This window comes from Streptomyces caeni (genome assembly GCF_042678285.1).
Classification (GTDB): Bacteria; Actinomycetota; Actinomycetes; order Streptomycetales; family Streptomycetaceae; genus Streptomyces; species Streptomyces caeni.
The window spans coordinates 1-14,425 of the sequence record NZ_JBHUDX010000168.1 but is presented as its reverse complement, the minus strand read 5'-3'; the positions used below and the strand labels follow the sequence as shown (position 1 = coordinate 14,425).

The 14,425-nt window shown below is 68.9% G+C and carries 13 protein-coding genes and 1 pseudogene; 9 read left to right on the top strand and 5 right to left on the bottom strand.

The features are described 5' to 3' along the window. Both ACFSL4_RS37545 and ACFSL4_RS37540 read right to left on the bottom strand, forming a co-directional pair. Nucleotides 1-807: hypothetical protein (locus tag ACFSL4_RS37545; protein ID WP_381092604.1), on the bottom strand; the 807-nt coding region annotated here is incomplete at its 3' end. Beyond that, nucleotides 804-1,412, bottom strand: a complete 609-nt coding sequence (locus ACFSL4_RS37540; RefSeq protein WP_381092603.1) for a hypothetical protein — start codon at nucleotides 1,410-1,412, stop codon at nucleotides 804-806. The genes ACFSL4_RS37540 and ACFSL4_RS37545, both read right to left, overlap by 4 nt. A gap of 269 nt (nucleotides 1,413-1,681) precedes the next feature. Between ACFSL4_RS37540 and ACFSL4_RS37535 the strand changes: the two genes are divergently transcribed. The 5 genes from ACFSL4_RS37535 (at nucleotide 1,682) to ACFSL4_RS37515 (ending at nucleotide 7,785) form a co-directional block, all read left to right on the top strand. Continuing rightward, entirely contained in the window at nucleotides 1,682-2,995 is a 1,314-nt protein-coding gene (locus tag ACFSL4_RS37535; protein WP_381092602.1) for a DNA-binding protein, read from the top strand. A 129-nt stretch (nucleotides 2,996-3,124) separates the two neighbouring features. Continuing rightward, on the top strand, nucleotides 3,125-3,949 hold the full coding sequence (locus tag ACFSL4_RS37530) for a TnsA-like heteromeric transposase endonuclease subunit (RefSeq protein WP_381092601.1): 825 nt from the start codon (nucleotides 3,125-3,127) through the stop codon (nucleotides 3,947-3,949). Next, on the top strand, nucleotides 3,946-6,081 hold the full coding sequence (locus tag ACFSL4_RS37525) for a Mu transposase C-terminal domain-containing protein (RefSeq protein ID WP_381092600.1): 2,136 nt from the start codon (nucleotides 3,946-3,948) through the stop codon (nucleotides 6,079-6,081). Before ACFSL4_RS37530 ends, ACFSL4_RS37525 begins: the two co-directional genes overlap by 4 nt. A gap of 83 nt (nucleotides 6,082-6,164) precedes the next feature. After that, nucleotides 6,165-7,148 carry a TniB family NTP-binding protein gene (locus ACFSL4_RS37520; protein WP_381092605.1) on the top strand — a complete coding sequence of 328 codons (984 nt, stop codon included), beginning with the start codon at nucleotides 6,165-6,167 and terminating at the stop codon, nucleotides 7,146-7,148. A gap of 7 nt (nucleotides 7,149-7,155) precedes the next feature. Then, a complete protein-coding gene (locus tag ACFSL4_RS37515; RefSeq protein WP_381092599.1) occupies nucleotides 7,156-7,785 on the top strand; it encodes a hypothetical protein in 630 nt (209 codons plus the stop codon). 88 nt (nucleotides 7,786-7,873) lie between these two features. On the opposite strand, the gene ACFSL4_RS37510 is transcribed toward ACFSL4_RS37515, so the two are convergent. The 3 genes from ACFSL4_RS37510 to ACFSL4_RS37500 all read right to left on the bottom strand — a co-directional run bounded on the left by ACFSL4_RS37510 (nucleotide 7,874) and on the right by ACFSL4_RS37500 (nucleotide 12,256). Beyond that, complete coding sequence (locus tag ACFSL4_RS37510) at nucleotides 7,874-11,152, bottom strand: hypothetical protein (RefSeq protein ID WP_381092598.1); 3,279 nt, start codon at nucleotides 11,150-11,152, stop codon at nucleotides 7,874-7,876. Nucleotides 11,153-11,671: 519 nt separating this feature from the next. Next, on the bottom strand, nucleotides 11,672-12,034 hold the full coding sequence (locus tag ACFSL4_RS37505) for a hypothetical protein (RefSeq protein ID WP_381092597.1): 363 nt from the start codon (nucleotides 12,032-12,034) through the stop codon (nucleotides 11,672-11,674). A gap of 33 nt (nucleotides 12,035-12,067) precedes the next feature. Further along, complete coding sequence (locus ACFSL4_RS37500; protein WP_381092596.1) at nucleotides 12,068-12,256, bottom strand: hypothetical protein; 189 nt, start codon at nucleotides 12,254-12,256, stop codon at nucleotides 12,068-12,070. Here ACFSL4_RS37500 and ACFSL4_RS37495 point away from each other — a divergent pair. From ACFSL4_RS37495 to ACFSL4_RS37480, 4 genes and pseudogenes are all read left to right on the top strand, one after another. After that, a pseudogene (locus ACFSL4_RS37495) lies at nucleotides 12,230-12,295 on the top strand (hypothetical protein); the annotation flags it as partial. The gene ACFSL4_RS37500 and the pseudogene ACFSL4_RS37495 sit on opposite strands and share 27 nt — an antisense overlap. Before the next feature lie 141 nt (nucleotides 12,296-12,436). Then, entirely contained in the window at nucleotides 12,437-12,955 is a 519-nt protein-coding gene (locus ACFSL4_RS37490; protein ID WP_381092595.1) for a helicase associated domain-containing protein, read from the top strand. A 46-nt stretch (nucleotides 12,956-13,001) separates the two neighbouring features. Continuing rightward, nucleotides 13,002-13,232, top strand: a complete 231-nt coding sequence (locus ACFSL4_RS37485; protein ID WP_381092594.1) for a hypothetical protein — start codon at nucleotides 13,002-13,004, stop codon at nucleotides 13,230-13,232. After that, a complete protein-coding gene (locus tag ACFSL4_RS37480) occupies nucleotides 13,229-14,206 on the top strand; it encodes a hypothetical protein (protein WP_381092593.1) in 978 nt (325 codons plus the stop codon). The genes ACFSL4_RS37485 and ACFSL4_RS37480 overlap by 4 nt, the downstream gene beginning before the upstream one ends. Nucleotides 14,207-14,425 lie beyond the last annotated feature (219 nt).

Below are 14,425 nucleotides of genomic sequence, written 5' to 3'. Positions count from 1 at the left end.
GCCGGCGGCCGGGGTGCGCAGCAGGATAGGGAGGCTGATCATGCGGACGACCCGGTTCCAGAATGCGGAGTCGGTGATGTCCTCGGATTCCAGCAGGTACATCAGGGCCGTCTCGTCGAGATGGCCGACGCCTCGCTGGGGCGCTGGGAAGCTGGCGAGCGTGGATCCGCCGCCCTGCCAGAGCGCGGCGAGGAAGGTTGACATCCGGTCGGCGACGTCGGTGGTCATCCGTGCGGTGAGGGCGTTGACGGCGTCGCGGGTGGGAACGCGTTCTCCCGCACGGGCGGCCTCGGCTCCCTGAACGACCGTGTTCAGGAACTCCTCGGTCGCCGCTTTGTCGAGGGTGCCGCGGCCGCCTTCGAGAACGGAGCGGGACACCAGACGGGGGATGCCGGGAGAGTCGTCGGCCGGTTGGAGTGCGCCGAGTGCGGAAGCGTCGAGGAGCAGCGCGGTGCTGCTGCCGGGCAGCGAGGGAAGATCTCCTTGCTGCCGTTCGGTGGGCAGTTGACCGAGCGCCAGGAGCACCGGCCGATCGGCACGGGGAAGGCGCTGCAGGTCGTCCTCGAGCTCGCGCTGGTCGGATGTGGTGCGCAGGTAGATGAACCGGCGCGATGTGCGGGGTCTGCCGGGCCATTCGAGGACCATGTCGGGGACATGGGTGTGGTTGAAGAACTCGGTCTTGGTGATGGTGGCACCGGGGTCCATGCGGCGCAGGTGCCGGGCGACGATGTCTTTGACCCGGGTGAACATCATCCGGTCGTCGGGCTCGTCCATGGCCTGGGAGATCGACTGTTCGACGAGGTTCACCACGAGCCCTCTCTGCGGGTGAGTTCGGCGGCGACGATGGCTGCCCAGTCCTTGAGCGGCAGGAGGGTTTCCTGCTTGTCCGAGAGCACGATCAGCCACAGACGTGCGGCGACCGACTGGGCGAGGTCAACGTCCAGGAGTTTTCGGGCTTCCTCGGTGTCGCTGGTGCCGAAAACGCGGCTGCTGTGCTGAAGGACCGCGGTCTCCACCTGGCCTGGTGAGTTGAGGGTGGACCAGGAGTTAGCGCGGAAGGGTGCCCAGGTGATCCACATGAAGTGATCGCTGAGGTGGTGCTGGGCCTGGGCGGCTACGTAGCACTTGGCTAGGAACTCGTCGAACTGGGTTCCCTGATCGCTGGGTTGCGCATAATTCTTGACCTCCGCACAGAACATGTCGTTCTGGTAGGGGTCACCACGCATGGCGCCACCCAGATCGAAGGAGAACGTCCGGCCTCCGTACGGCCAGGACAGTGTCAGCCGACGGCCGCAGGACTCCGAGTCCGTGTTCGCGTACGCGCCGAAGATACGCATCGTGCCCTCGAGCCACTGCTTGGCTCTGCGGGCCCCCGAGAAGCCCTTCACCTGAGCATCTTCGCCAACCACCACAGGCGTAGCTTAGTGCGATCAGATCATCACGGTGCGCTTGAACGGGCCAATCCGCCGCCACACCGACGCCTGCAGTCCCTGAAAGGGAGACTCATGGCCCGGGGAAGTAGACCGCCCGAGGACCGGCCGGCTGCTGCGAAATCCCCCGCCCGGAGCGGTGAACACGAGACCGTGGTGGAGTGACTCATCTTCCCGGCCTATTGCGGACAGCTCCCCTGCAGGGGGAGACGACCTCGTCGCTGATCTGCCGCATCGCCAGCCGATATGGGATGGAAGCGAAGGTGCTGCGGGCCTGCTGGAAGTGGCGCAACTACCCGCCTGGGCACGAGGGCGGAGGCGCACGGGCCGACGCCGAGGTGCTGCTGAACGCAGCCGGACGCCAGCTCCTGGCGGGCATGTGCGGCGTGGAGGAGGACGTGCTGGCAAGGGCGTTGCCGTCCTGGGAGGAAGGGGACACCAAGCTACGCGCCGAGGATGGCGATCCGGTGGGGCTGTGGCGGATCGGTGGCGCGGTGGTCGGTCCGCTGGCGTTCGGCTGCCGACTGTGCACGGCCCGGCGCACGGGGACTGCTCTCCGGGCGGTGCGGTACGTGCCGCGGTGGGAGCGGGTGTGCGTGCGGCACGAACGGTGGCTGCTGGACGCGGACGCCAACCAGCCGCTGGAGCACCTCGACCTGCGCGACCTGCCGGAGGTGGTGGCGGCGCAGCGGCGGTGGCCCTCGGTGGCGCGGCGGGCGGTGCGGGCCGGTGCGGAGCCGGAGAGGGTGTTCGCTCTGGGTTATGCGGTGGTGGCCCGGTGGTGGGAGCAGGCCCTGCACTGGGAGCGCGAGGCGGTCTGGCCGCGGCGGCTGCACCAGATCGCGGGCGGCAACGCCGGGACGGAGCTGGAGCGGTGGCGAATCGTGGGCCGGGACTCGGTCGTCTTCCCCGAGGTGGTGGCCGTCGCCGACGCGCTGCTGGACCCGGCCCTGGCCGAGCTGGCGTGGCAGGACAGCGGGGCCGGGCAGCCGCGGCCGCTGCCCGCCGACGGGGCGTTCTGCCGTCGGCTGGGCGAGCGGGTCGGGCGGGGGTGGCTGGGGCCGCTGGCCGCCACCGACTACGGCGGCCCGCTGACCTCGTGGATGGGCGCTGTCATCCGCATCCGCCGCGGCGCCGGGGGCCCGCCTGGGTACGGCAACGATCCGTGGTGGCTGAGGCAGGAGCACCAGCCCGCGTCCATGGCCGCCCAGCTGCGTGTCCTGTCCAAGGAACGCAGCGCGCCCGGCTCGGGCACCACGTGGCGCTCTGCGGTGCCGGCCGAGCAGCGGGCACGGATCACCAGCCTGGTCAACGACGCCGAAGAGCAGCTGACCCAGCTGCGCGGTGCCCAGTACGGCGAGACCGCCGACGCCGCTCAGCAGTTGCTGGGCAACCTCGGCCATGCCGCCACGCTGATCGAGCAGGCCGTACGGGAGACCGCTGCGGCAGCCCTCGGGGCCGGGATGGCTCTGGAGGATCTGGCGCACTGGGCCCGCCTGCCGACCGATGTCCTGGCCGAGGCACTCCCGGACCACCGCAAAATGCAGCCGGGAAAAGAGCGGTGAGCGGGTGTCAGGAGGCAGGCAGGGTGTGCACGGACCGTGATCCGCAGGGCATACCTCATCGCCCAGCACTCGTGATCAAAACCTGTGAAGCCGCCCGCCAGCGAGGCGGGACGGGCTTGACTGGGGGGCGTGGGCAGCAAGGACGCAGCGGCCGCATCAGGCGGCCGCTCACAGCACATGCAGACGGACACCGGATCCGAGTGGGAGGCGGTCTTTGTCGACCCCGTCGGGCAGGTGGTGCAGCAGCGGTGGGCGGACGCGGTTCTCGCGGTGGCCTTCGAGGATCTGGAGCCGGTTTCGGCGTTCCCGGTGGTGCCAGGGCGGCGGTGGGGGCCCGGACAGTGGTGGTCGGCCACGACCGGCCGGCATGTGGCCTGCGGGTCGGCCGCGATGCGGGCGCAGCTGATGGTGCTGGACCGCGACCCTGAGGTGGTCGGCCTGGCAGGGCGGCCGGTCCGTCTGCTGTGGCGGGACGCGCGCGGCCAGGTGCGCTCGTGGGTGCCGCAGCTCTTCGCCCGCCACCGCGACGGCACCGCAGTGCTGGCCGACTGCCCCAGCCACCCGGAGGCCGGCGGCGAGCGGGCGCAGCGGGCTGCGAGGGTCCTGGAGGAGGCGTGCGTGCAGGCTGGCTGGAGCTACCGGCGCCTTGAGCCGCTGGAAAAGACCCTGGCTGCGAACCTGAAATGGCTGGCCGGCTACCGCCACCCCCGCAACGCCGGCCGTCCCCCTCTCGTGGCCGCCGTCCGTGAGGCGTTCACACAGCCGCGGCCGCTGATCGAGGGCACCGAAGCGGCGGGCGACCCGATCGAAGTCCTGCCCGCCGTCTTCCACGCCCTGTGGCACGGACACCTCACCACGCCCCTGGACATACCGCTGCACGAGCGGGTCCTCATCAGCACCGGCGCCGGCGCTGCGAACGGCCGCAGCGGCCCGGGCAGCGGGAACGGGTGGTGAGCGGGCGGCGTGGCGGGCGGCCGGTGCTGCAGGTCGGAGCACACGTCCGCTTCCGTGACAGCACCTGGCAGGTCATCGCTGTGGCGGGGCAGCAGGTCCACCTCGCCGGTGAGACAGGAGGAGACGAGACGGTCGTGGCCGGGCATCTGTTCGCCGACCCGTCCTTCACCATCGTGGGCGCCGAGACGCCCCAGGCCGTGACGCAGTGGGGTCTGTTCGAAACCGCGCCCGAGGGCGCGCGACGCAAGGCGCTGGCCTGGCAGCGGCACATCCGCGAGGTGGAGTCCGGCCTGCCCGGCGGGCCGGACAGCGGCGGGGTGCCCCGGCCCGAGTACGACCCCGACCGGTTCACGCTCGCGCAGCGCGAGGAGGCCAAGGCCGCGGAGCTGACCGCGATCGGCTTCGGACCTGTCTCCCGGACCACAGTGCAGCGCATGCGCCTGGCCTACCGCAAACAGGGCTTGTGGGGGCTTGTCGACCACCGCACCACCCGCCGCCCCAGCCCGACCGGGCGCACCGACGAACGCGTCATCACCGCCATCGAGGAAGCGCTGCGCCGCCAGCGAGGCCGCTCCAAAGGCACCGTCAAGGGCCTGATGCCCCTGGTCACGCAGATCCTTACCGACCGGTACGGCCGCGGCACGGTGACCATGCCCTCCCAGGCCACCTTCTACCGGCTCGTCCACCAACTCGCCGGTCCCGCCGAACACCCCCACCGCCCCGCCCGCACTCTGCCCTCCCCGGCCGGCAGGCGGGCGTTCACTCCGACCGTGGCGCTGCGGCCGGGCGAGCAGGTGCAGGTCGACACCACGCGGCTGGACGTCCTGGCCGTCTTCGACGACGGCACCACCGGCCGGCCCGAACTCACCATCGCCGTCGACGTGGCCACTCGCGCCATCCTCGCCGCCGTCCTGCGCCCCGCCGGCACCAAGGCCGTCGACGCCGCCCTGCTGCTCGCCGAGATGGCCGTCCCGCACCCCGCCCGCCCCACCTGGCCCGACGCGCTGCGCCTCGCCCACACCCAACTCCCTCAGCTACAGCGGATGATGGGTCTGGACGAACGCCTTCAGGGCGCAGCCGCCCGGCCGGTCGTGGTGCCCGAGACGATCGTCGTCGACCGGGGCAAGATCTACCTGTCCACGGCGTTCAGCGCCGCCTGCGAGAGTCTCGGCATCAGCGTCCAGCCCACCCCGCCCCACGCCCCCGCCGCCAAAGGCATCGTCGAGCGCACCTTCGGCACCATCAACGCCCTGCTGTGCCAGCACCTGCCCGGCTACACCGGCTCCGACGTCACCCGCCGCGGACCCGACGCCGAAACCGAGGCCTGCTTCAGCGTCGCCCAGCTGCAGGACCTGCTCGATGAATGGCTGATCCACTACCACCACCGCCCCCACGAAGGCCTGCGCCACCCCACCCTGCCCAAGAAGGCCCTCACCCCGAACCAGATGTGGGCCGCCCTCATCGCCGTCGCCGGCCACGTGCCCCTCCCCCTCAGCGGCAGCGACTACCTCGAACTGCTACCGGTGCGCTGGCAGGCCATCACCGAACGCGGCATCCGCATCGACCACCGCACCTACGACGCGGACGTCCTCGCCCCCTACCGCGGCCAGCCCTCCCCCGTCACCGCGCGCGGCGGCAAATGGGAAGTCCACACCAACCCCCACGACGCCCGCCAGGTCTGGATCCGCCTGCCCGACGGACACCTGTCAGAGATCCCGTGGATCCACCGCGACCACATCCACGAGCCGTTCAACAGCGCCACCTGGCAGCACATCAAAACCATCACCACCCGCCACGGCGACCGCGACACCCACGAAGCCGACCTCGCCGACGCCCTCGACCAGCTCATGCGCCGCGCCCAGACCAGCACCGCCACCGCAGGCGAGCAACGCCTGATCACCCGCACCGCACCGCTGAAAACGCCCCCGCCGACGGCCGATCACCGCACGCCCCACACCCCGGGCCCTCAGGCCGACGGATGGGACGACGAGAGTCTCGACGACCTCGACGACCTGCCTGACGACCCAGAGCAGGCTGACGGCGAGGAGGAAACCGTCGACAACGGCGACGCGCCCGTCCCGTACACCGGACTCGGCCTCTACGACCCCGCTCAGGAAGCCCTCAACTGGTGACCAGCCCCGCACGCAACCACCACGCCACCACCGACACCGAGCCCCTGCTGCCCGGCACGCACGCGGCAGAGCCGGAGTGGCCGATCACCACCTGGCAGGGCTGGCAGCACTTCGCCACCACCCCACCCCTCACCCCGCCCCAGCCCGGCGACGCACCCCGAAGCACGGAAGAACGCCTCGCCTACCACTCCGCGTTCGTCACCGTCCGCACCCCCGCCATCAACACCCTCGCCACCCAGGTCCGCACCCTCATGCTCCTCGGCCGCCACCAGCAGAACACCGCCCGGCCCTCACTGATCGTCACCGGCCCCGCCGCAGCCGGGAAAACCACCGCCCTCCTCGAAGTCGGACGCACCTGCCACCTCGCCCACACCCGCAAACACCCCGCCCCGCCCGGACGCGCCCACGAGCAGGTGCCGGTCGCGTACCTGCTGGTGCCGCCCGGCGCTACCGCGAAAACCCTCGCCATCGAATTCGCCCGCTACCTCGGCATCCCCGTCACCAACCGCATGACCCAGGCCCAGATCACCAGCGCCGTCTGCCACACCTACACCCAAGCCGGCGTCCGCCTGGTCCTCATCGACGAGATCCACCGCCTCAACCCGCGCACCACCACCGGCGCCGAAGCCGCCGACCTGCTGAAAGACCTCACCGAACGCATCAAAGCGACCTTCGTCTACAGCGGCATCGACGTCGCCGCCACACCCCTGTTCAGCGGCATACGCGGCGCCCAACTCGCCGGCCGCGCCAGCCTCATCACCTGCGGCCCTCTCCCCGCCCGCCACGGCATCCGCCGGCCCTTCACCGACCTCATCACCGACATGGAAACCGCCCTCGACCTGGCCCAGCACACACCCGGCACACTCCCCCGCCACGCCACCTACCTCCACCAGCGCACTGCCGGCCGCATCGGAAGCCTCGCCCGCCTCATCCGCCAGGCAGCCATCACCGCCATCTGCGACGGCACCGAACGCATCACCAAAAAATCGCTCGAAGCCATCCGGCTCGACCACCTCGCCGAAGAAGCAAGCCGCCCCCGAACCCGCCAACCGGCCAGAACGGCATGATGCGGACGTGAAGAAGAGTGCTGATACGCCCGATGACGAGGACTTCGCAGCCCTCTACGACCGGGCCTGGTACACCCTGATCCCCGCCCGCGCCGACTACCTGGCCGACGTCTCACCCCACTACGACGAGGTCCTCCACGACGTCGCGCAGCGCACCGAGCACACCGGCAGCCTCGGCAAGACGGACATCGCAGCCCTCGTCGTCTGGAAACGGCTCTCCGCACAAACCCGCTGGGTGACAGAACTGATGTCTCTGCCCGACACCCACGTACGAGCCGTCACCGAGCGAGCCGTCACCGCCGTCCGCGACACCAGCCTCACCCGCAGCGAAGCCGCCCACACCGGGCGCGGCATCATCGCCGAACTGCCCGGCTTCCGCACCGGCGACGCCCTCGCCTCGGCCATCCTGACCGCGGCAGCACCCCAGCGGATGGCCGTCTACGACCGCCGCGTCCAATACGCCCTCGACACCCTCCGCCTCCCCCTCACCCCCACACCGGGACGCTACGGCCGCTACCTCCAGCTCCTCGACGACCTCCTCCACCACGGCGGAGCACACGCCAACGGCTGGACCGCACGCGACATCGACACCGCCCTGTACTGGACCGGCAGACCCAACCCGGCACCAAGCTGCTGACCAGCACAACTCACACCGATCCTTTAGATGCCGGAAGCCCTCGGCACGGCAGGTGCCGCTCTGCCGACCGCTCTGCTGGGTGGGTTGGTCAGGACGGGCCGGGCTGGTCATCGGGGTCCGCGAGCAGGGGTGCGAATTGGTAGTGCCCGCGATAGGTGGCTCGGTTGACGATGTCGCGGGCCAGTTCCTGGTGTTCAGGAGAGGCGAGCCCGGCCAGCAGAACAGCGCGGATGTCGCTCTCCCTGATCCGTGGGGCGTAGTCGTACATGTCCAGCGTGGTGACCCATCGGTGCATCAGTTCCAGGACTGGCCCCAGGTAGTCGGTGGCTGCTTCGGCCAGGAAAGAGTAGATGCGCCGGTCACGGCCGAGGCTTCCAGTCATCTCAAGGGCAACGCTCAGCTGTTGCAGGCGCCAGGTGACCGGGAAGGCGTCATTGCGGACCAGCGGGCCGATCAGGGCGTGGATCTCCTTGGGTTGCGGTGCAGGTCCATGCGCGCTGTCGTCCCGAGCCGTCAGGCGCCAAGTCCACCACCGCATGATGCGGTCGCGGGTATCCGGTGACAGGTCGCGGTCATGGACGACCTCGCTCAAGAACGAAGCGAGCTGAACAGCAGCCACGGGTGAGGAGTACAGGTAGTCAGCCATGGTGCTCTCGTCGTCAAGTCCGAGCAGACCTGCCAGATAGATGGCCATGAGGTGATCACCCAGCCGCCGGTGCAAGTCCCGGTGCTCCTGACCGTCCACTGCGGGTGTGCGTGCTGCGATGCGGTAGGTGTCCATGAGCATGCTCACGACGGACTCGGTGAGTGATGAGGCGGTGCTCAGGTAGGCCGTCCAGCTTGCACGGCCCAGTGCGGTGTCGGGGGTGAACAGGACCTCGATTCGGCGTCGCGTCCACGCCGGGTCGAGAGCATCGAGTCTGGTGATCAAGGATCCGACGGTCCGGCCGACGGGGCTGGCACCCAGGGCAGCGGGCGTGCCGGCCGCGTCCAGCAGCAGGGTGTCCAAGGCGGTGAACAGCACCTGGAAGGCAGCGCCGTGCTCGCGACGCCACAGGGCCCACGCGACGGCGGCGCGCAAGGCTGTTTCCAAACTCTCATCCCAAACAGACTGCTGGTCGTCGTCAAGGTCGTCTTGTGGTGACCTGGCGGCGTTCCAGACCGACTCGAGTACGTCCCACAGTGCGTCGCCGAGCAGGGTGGGAATCTGCTGGGTGTTCTGCAGTTCCAGTCCCGCCAGCACAAACCGGGCGACGGCCAGGTGCAGGGTGCCGGTGTCGGAAGTATGAGGGCGGCTGGTAGCCGACTGTACGAGCGGGAGGATGGTCGCCCAACTGAGTCGCTGACCGGTCTGAATAGCCGTACGGAATCCGTCGAGGACGGCGGCGAGGTGATCATCGGCCAACTCGGCGAACTGCCGGGCGTCCTCCTGGTAGATGAGGGCCTGGCTGGTCACGGCAGCCTGCAGCTGGCTGCAGAAGGCCTCGGCGTTCGTTCCGAACCGGGTCGGTGTGGGCTGGAACTGCCGAGCGTGACTGATCAGTTCGGTGGCGGTCATCGCGGCCAGGTTCTCCGGCGAGCCCTGCTCTTCGGATTCCGACCAGGCCAGGGGCTGGGGAATCGTGTCCAGCGACGGTGCCGGGCCGAGTTTCTCGAGCAACTCCTGGTAGTGCCGCAGCTGTTGTTCGGGCAGGACGTCGGCAAGTGCGGCGTAGCGGTCTCGCCGCCAAGCGCCCGCCCACTGCTCAACGTACTGCTCCGGCGGCTCGGCGCCACCGGAAGTGCTGCGGAACCGCTGCACGAACCGTTCAGTGTCCGGCCCGGCGTCGATGACAGCCAGCACCTGTTCGAGCACGGGCGAGCTCAGCGAGCTGGCGTGGGCGCGGGCCAGGAGTGCCCACTCACGGTGCGACGAGGCGGCGGCGATCTGGTCCCGGTCGGTCACGATGCTCTCCATCACGGCCGGGGCGTTGGCACCATGACGCTGGAGAATAAGGAGGCGCAGCCTGCGGAAGACCAGCCAAGGCTGGGACTCCAGGATGGGCAGGACAACGTGGATGTCTGTGGCCGCCAGGTGGTCGGCCGTGTCGCGGACCGCCTCCGTGAGCAGTGCCCGGTCATCGGAGCGCATCCCCCCGTGGCCCGGGTCCAGCACCGGGTACCACACGCTGGACAGATCTTCCCCGTTGGCTCGGTCAGGGTCCATTCCGGTGGCCAGGACCGCGCTTGCCAGGCTGCCGGCCAGAGCCTCCAACCAGGCCGCCCCCAGGTGACGGGCCAAGGCGGCGTTGTGCGTGCGCAGGATCTCCTGGAGATCGTAGTCGTCGATCCGGCCATCATCCTGTGCGGCCTGCAGGAGCGCGGCCATCACCGCCAGAGCCTGCTCGATGTGACCAGCCTGGGCACAGTGGACTGCGAGTTGGGCATAGCGGTCCGGGGCGATCAGGTAGGGGCCACCGATCGCTTCCACTGCCCGCGGCACCAGACGCGCCGCGTCCGCGGGGGGCAGCAGAAGTGCCACCTCCGCAAGATCGAGGTTGACCCGCGGGTTGTCCGTCGACGGGATCTCCTCGGCGATTGCCGCCACGCGTGCCGGGGCAACGCTGGTCATCCGCATCAGATACGTTGAGGCCGGCCAGGCAGGAAAGGCCACCGTGCGCTCTTCGTCGTCGGACTCCGGTGGGGGCGGCGCGCTGAAGAAGCCGTGCTCGTGCAGGTGCGGCAGCCACTGCGGGGCGTCGAGAAGTCCGAAGAAGCGTTCCTGGGTCAAGTAGTCCTGAGGGAAGGCTCCCAGGAGCAGCTTCACATGAGCCTTTCCTGGATTGCGGACGGCAGCCAGTGTCTCCAGACGCTGCAGAACGGTGACATAGCGGGTCTCGAAGCGGTCGAGCACCACATCGAGCACGTTCTCCAGGTCGGCCAGGCGCATACGGACCGCTGCGTCCATCGGCGTCTGTTCCATACGGACCCTGTGCGCGTAGGTGTGCAGTTTCCTCGCTTCTGCCAGCCAGACGATGGCCGCGGGGTTGTCGGCTGGGATACCCAGCCAGTCCAGAACACCTTGTACTTCGAACACGTGCCGCTGCCCTGCGCCCGCGGTCGGATCGTTCCGGATGGCATCGGGCAGGAGGACCTCGCGGAGGGCGCTCTCCAGTTCCCGGAACAGGTGTGAGACCAGCATCCCGGTCGAACGCAGCGGCAGATTCTCATCCAGCAGGGCGCAGATATCGGCGTACCAGCCCGCGGGCCCGGGGCCGAACCGGCGCAGGCGACTCAGAATCCGCTGCTGCCTATCAAGGTCGACCGGACCGAAGTGTTGCCCGGACAACCGCTCCAGAGGAACCTCACGGTCCTGCGCCTGTGGCACCGGCGCCACCCCCTATCGGCCGGCCCAGGCCAGCACCCCGACCGGAGAGCTGACGTCCCAAGGACACGCCGGACTACACCCTGATCGTTCCACAGCCACCCCCGTCGCGCGGCCTCGATGACCGACCTACTCCCCGGCCCCACCCGCCAGCGGCCAGCCATCCCAACCACACAGCAAGCCCCTGACCAGCACGAACACGCACCGGTCCATTAGGTTCTAGAAACTATCCCCAACACCACACCCCCCTTATCAACAGACCCCCAACAAACACAGATCAGAAGCCTCGTCACCACCGCCGGAGGGACCCCAGAAGCACTCTTCCCTCTTCTCAAAAAATCACCAACACCACAGCTCACACCCCACCCACCACACCAACTACGAACCTCTCAATCACACCACGTCGAAGACGGCCACATCCTGGATGCCACGGCCGGATTCCCCGGCACCGGCAGCGCGCTCGCCACGTGGCTGACCACCCAGTGCGCCCAGTACGACACCCTCCAGCCCGACCAGCAGGACCTACTCGCCCGCATCGGCATCACCGCAGACCGGGCCCGCGGCGCCGCCGCCCGGCCCGCCGAGCGCGAGGCCGACTTCGCCGTCGGTCTCGGATACGCGCGCTCCTACCACGCGACGTACCGAACCCTCGCCGCCGCGATCGACACCGTCCACGACGGATTCCTGCTCGGGCGGTGGCTGCGCCGGCAACGCCAGCACGCCCGTACCGACGCCGACCGGAGTACACCTCCCTCTGCCGAGGCGAAGGCGCTGGACAGGATCGATCCCTGGTGGTGCCCGCCCTGGAGCCTGGCGTGGCAACGCGCCTGGCAGCACATCCACGACCAGATCAAGGCCGGCCAGCGGCTCGACACCGACCACCACTTCCGCAGCTTCGCCCCCACCCAGCGCACCTGGCTACGCCTGCAGCGCACCCACTACGCCGACCTGCATTCCGACCAGCAGCGCCTCCTTGCCGACATCGGCCTCACCCGCGAAGCCGCCCACGCCCGGCCCCTCAGCCCGTACGCCGAGACCGCACTCGAGCACGCTCGCGCATACGCCGCCGCCCACCACACCCTGGCCGTCACCTACTCCACCGTCCACGACGGCTTCCCCCTCGGCCGCTGGCTCAACGACCAACGCCAACAAGCCCGACGCGACACCACCCCCACCGCCCGCCACCAGGCCCTCACCGCGATCGACCCGTGGTGGAACCCGCCCTGGGACCTCGCCTGGCAGCGCGCCTACACCCGCGCCCGCACGACACGAACCCGCCCCACCGGCTTGCCAGCCGACGTAAGAAGCTGGATCAGAGCACAACACACCGCCTGGACACATCTACGCCCCCAACAGCAACAACTCCTGACCGAACTCGGGATCACACCCGGCACCGAGGACCCCGCCGACCAGCCCCGCAGAACCAGCCGCGTCTACCCACCCAGCCCCGGACTCGACCACGCCCGCGCATACGCCGCCCTCCACGGCCACCTCTCCCCCAGTGCAGACACCCACCACGACGGCTTCCCCCTGGGCCGCTGGCTGGTACAAACACGCCGCAAAGCCCGCCAAGGACGCCTCTCCCCCACCACCACCCAGGCACTCCGAGCCCTCGACCCCTGGTGGAACCCACCTTGGCCCAGCATCTGGCAACGCACCTACCAGCAAGCCAAGTTGCACCAGCTCAACGGCCAGGACCACTCCCCCGCCATCCAGCGATGGACCGAGCAGCAACGCACCCACGGGAACACCCTCCACCCCTCCCAGCAGGAGCTTCTCTCCGCCATCGGCATCCACCCCGGATAGGACCGACAACAGCACCACTGTCAGACCCATACGGAACAATCCCGCCATGGGCGAATCCCTCGCGACACAGTTCCTCAGCGCGGACCTCGAAACGGCCTGCCCCGCCTGCGGCTACCTGATGTGGGTCCGCTACTCGGAGGTCGTGGCCCAGACCGCCGTGACCTGCCCCTGCTGCTACACCCAGGTATGGCTGGTCGACGAGACCGGCAGCGCCCAGAACGCGGGCGACGTCATCCAGCAGCAGATCACACAAGCTCTGAAAGGCCTCTTCCGGTGAAGTACCAACAGCGCCTCCAGGTCGCCGTACGCGAACGCCTGCGCAAACTCATGACCGCGCCCTTCTCCAGCGCCGGCCACGAAGTCCACCTCGCCGTCACCTGGATCAACAGCCAACCAGCCCTTCGAAGCCTCCTCGAAGAAGCAGCCCGAAGAGAACCAGACCTGGATCGCGAGCGATTCCACACCGGCCTGACCCGTAGTGGACGGTTCTTCTGGCCCAGCCGAACCGAAGAAGGACGAGCCACGCTCGTCTGGGAACTGATGCAAGACACCGCGGGAAAGGAAGCCGACGATCCCGAGGTCGGGATGCGGGTCGCTATGGGCTACAGCAGGAAATCGAACCTGCAGGACAGCTGGCGGGAGTTCGCCGAGGACATCCTGCAGCCCTTCTTCGACTTCCTCAGCGAACGCGTTGGCACCGAGAGCAGCATCCTGCACACCCTCGAGCGCTACCGCACCCGCATCGAATGGTTCGACCGCGAAGAGCTGTACGCGCGCTTCGAAGCCGACCGGCCCAATGGCGAAGAGGTCTACAACCTCGACCTGCAGCGGTTCCTCTTCCTCGAAGGCGACCACATCACCCACGCCAAACCGCGCTCCGCCTCCGGCGAGGCCGACCTCATCGGCGACCTCGACGGGCGCGACCCACTGGTATGCGACGGCAAGATCTTCGACAGCAAGAGCCGCGGCAAGAGCTACCTCGTCAAAGGTGTGCACCAAGTCGTCAAGTACGCCCACGACTACGGGCAGCACACCGCCTACCTCGTCATCTACAACATCAGCGACAAGCTCCTCGAACTGCCCACCGACGGCACCCCCGGCGCATGGCCCCCGTACACCGAACTCTCCGGCGTCCGCGTCTACTTCATCCACGTCCGCGTTCTGCCACCCACCACCACAGCCAGCAAAGCCGGCAAAGCCACCCGCGTCACCCTCACCCACGACGAACTCACCAACCCCGACACCACCTGACCCGTCCCCAGTAGCAACTCACTGGAACTGCAGCACGCTCGATCAACCTGCGCACACCCGCGTACACACAGGTCAGACAGACACCGACCCACCCAGCCCCACACTCCGAGTACCTGGACGCACCGCGAACATCACCCAGAAGAACTGAGAAACCCCAGCTCACAACCACAGCAATAACTCAGAGGGCAGTACGTGACGTGATGTCCGTTTCGGGCTTTC